The organism is Paracraurococcus lichenis (assembly GCF_030657435.1).
In the GTDB taxonomy this organism is placed as follows: Bacteria; Pseudomonadota; Alphaproteobacteria; order Acetobacterales; family Acetobacteraceae; genus Paracraurococcus; species Paracraurococcus lichenis.
This window is the reverse complement of record NZ_JAUTWS010000479.1, coordinates 1-468: the sequence shown is the minus strand read 5'-3', so window position 1 is coordinate 468 and position 468 is coordinate 1. Positions and strand designations below refer to the sequence as shown.

At 68.6% G+C, this 468-nt stretch carries 1 protein-coding gene; it reads right to left on the bottom strand.

The genetic code is table 11. The annotated features are described in order from the left end of the window. The coding region (locus tag Q7A36_RS40880; RefSeq protein ID WP_305109491.1) for a transposase at positions 1–468 on the bottom strand (468 nt) is incomplete at both ends.

Sequence of the window (468 nt, the reverse complement as noted above, 5' to 3'; positions counted from 1 at the left end):
GGCCTCCGCCCTGAACTCAATGCCCTCCGGCACCACGCCCGTTTCGACATAGCGCCAGAGCGCAATCAGCAGCTTCCTGGCCATGGCCACGATGGCGATCCGACGCGTCCGCCCTTGCAGCGTGCCGACGCGCTCGCGGAACCAAGCGGCCAGTGCGCTGCCAGGCTGGTAACGCAGCCACAGCCAGGCGAGCTGGATCAGCGTCGTGCGCGCACGCGGGTTGCCCGCCCGGCTGATGCTCCGGTCACGGTCCATGCCTCCACTTTGGTAGGGCATCGGCGCGATGCCAACATAGCTCGCCAGCTGGCGGCAGTTGGCGAACGAGCGGTAAAGCACCTCGCGCACCAGCACGGCGGAGAAGTTCTCGCCAATGCCGCGAATGCGCTGGAGGGCTGTGATCTTCAGCGCCATCGCCTTGTCGGCCGCCGCTGCTTTGGCCGCCGCGGCCAACGCTGCTGCGCGCTCGGC